Source organism: Streptomyces sp. NPDC002580, from assembly GCF_042889485.1.
Lineage (GTDB): Bacteria > Actinomycetota > Actinomycetes > Streptomycetales > Streptomycetaceae > Streptomyces.
In genome coordinates this window covers 21,084-21,723 of record NZ_JBIAQZ010000027.1, presented here as the reverse complement: position 1 = coordinate 21,723, position 640 = coordinate 21,084, and the positions used below count along the sequence as shown (strand labels likewise).

Annotated in this window: 1 protein-coding gene; it reads right to left on the bottom strand. The window is 68.3% G+C overall.

What is annotated here, in order from left to right; genetic code table 11:
• Positions 1-204: 204 nt before the first annotated feature.
• Positions 205-640: tetratricopeptide repeat protein (locus ACFYW7_RS38560; RefSeq protein WP_389511302.1), on the bottom strand; the 436-nt coding region annotated here is incomplete at its 5' end.

The window sequence follows — 640 nt, the reverse complement described above, 5'->3', positions numbered from 1 at the left end:
ATCCCCGCAACTACCTGGCCTTTCTCGGACTCGCAGCCGCCCTGTGCTGCTACAAACGACTCGTCCGCCTCACCACGTAGGACACGGTCTAAGTAGGTGACACCGCCAGGGATCTTGGACCTCAGGCGCTTGCAGACGCCGGTCTGGCCGCAACCGACGGGGCGGACGGCATGTTTCGGCGGGACAAGGACGGCACGCCCATGGTCACCAGGGGGATGTGGGCGTACCGTCCGGGTCCAGGCCATTCGGCCACAACTCGTTGAGTAACTCGTTCATCTCTGCCAGGCGGAGCATGGCGGAGGTGTGGCCGTGGTCGGCGGCTTGCCGGGCCAGGGTTTCGGCGCCCTTGCGGTCCCCGGCCTCCTTCCGTATCTGCGCCAAGCGATGCAGGGCGTCGGTGTCGCCGTGGTCGGCGGCTTGCCGGGCGAGCCGTTCGGCCTCTGCCGCGTCCCCGGCCCTCTCCCGCATCTGCGCCAAGCAATACAGCGCATAGGTGTGGCCGTGGTCGGCGGCTTGCCGCGCCAGGGTTTCGGCGCCCTTGCGGTCCCTGACCATCACCCGCTTCTCCGCCAAGCGATACAGAATGCTGATGTGGCCGTGGTCGGCGGCCTGCCGGGCCAGGGTTTCGGCGCCCTCCCGA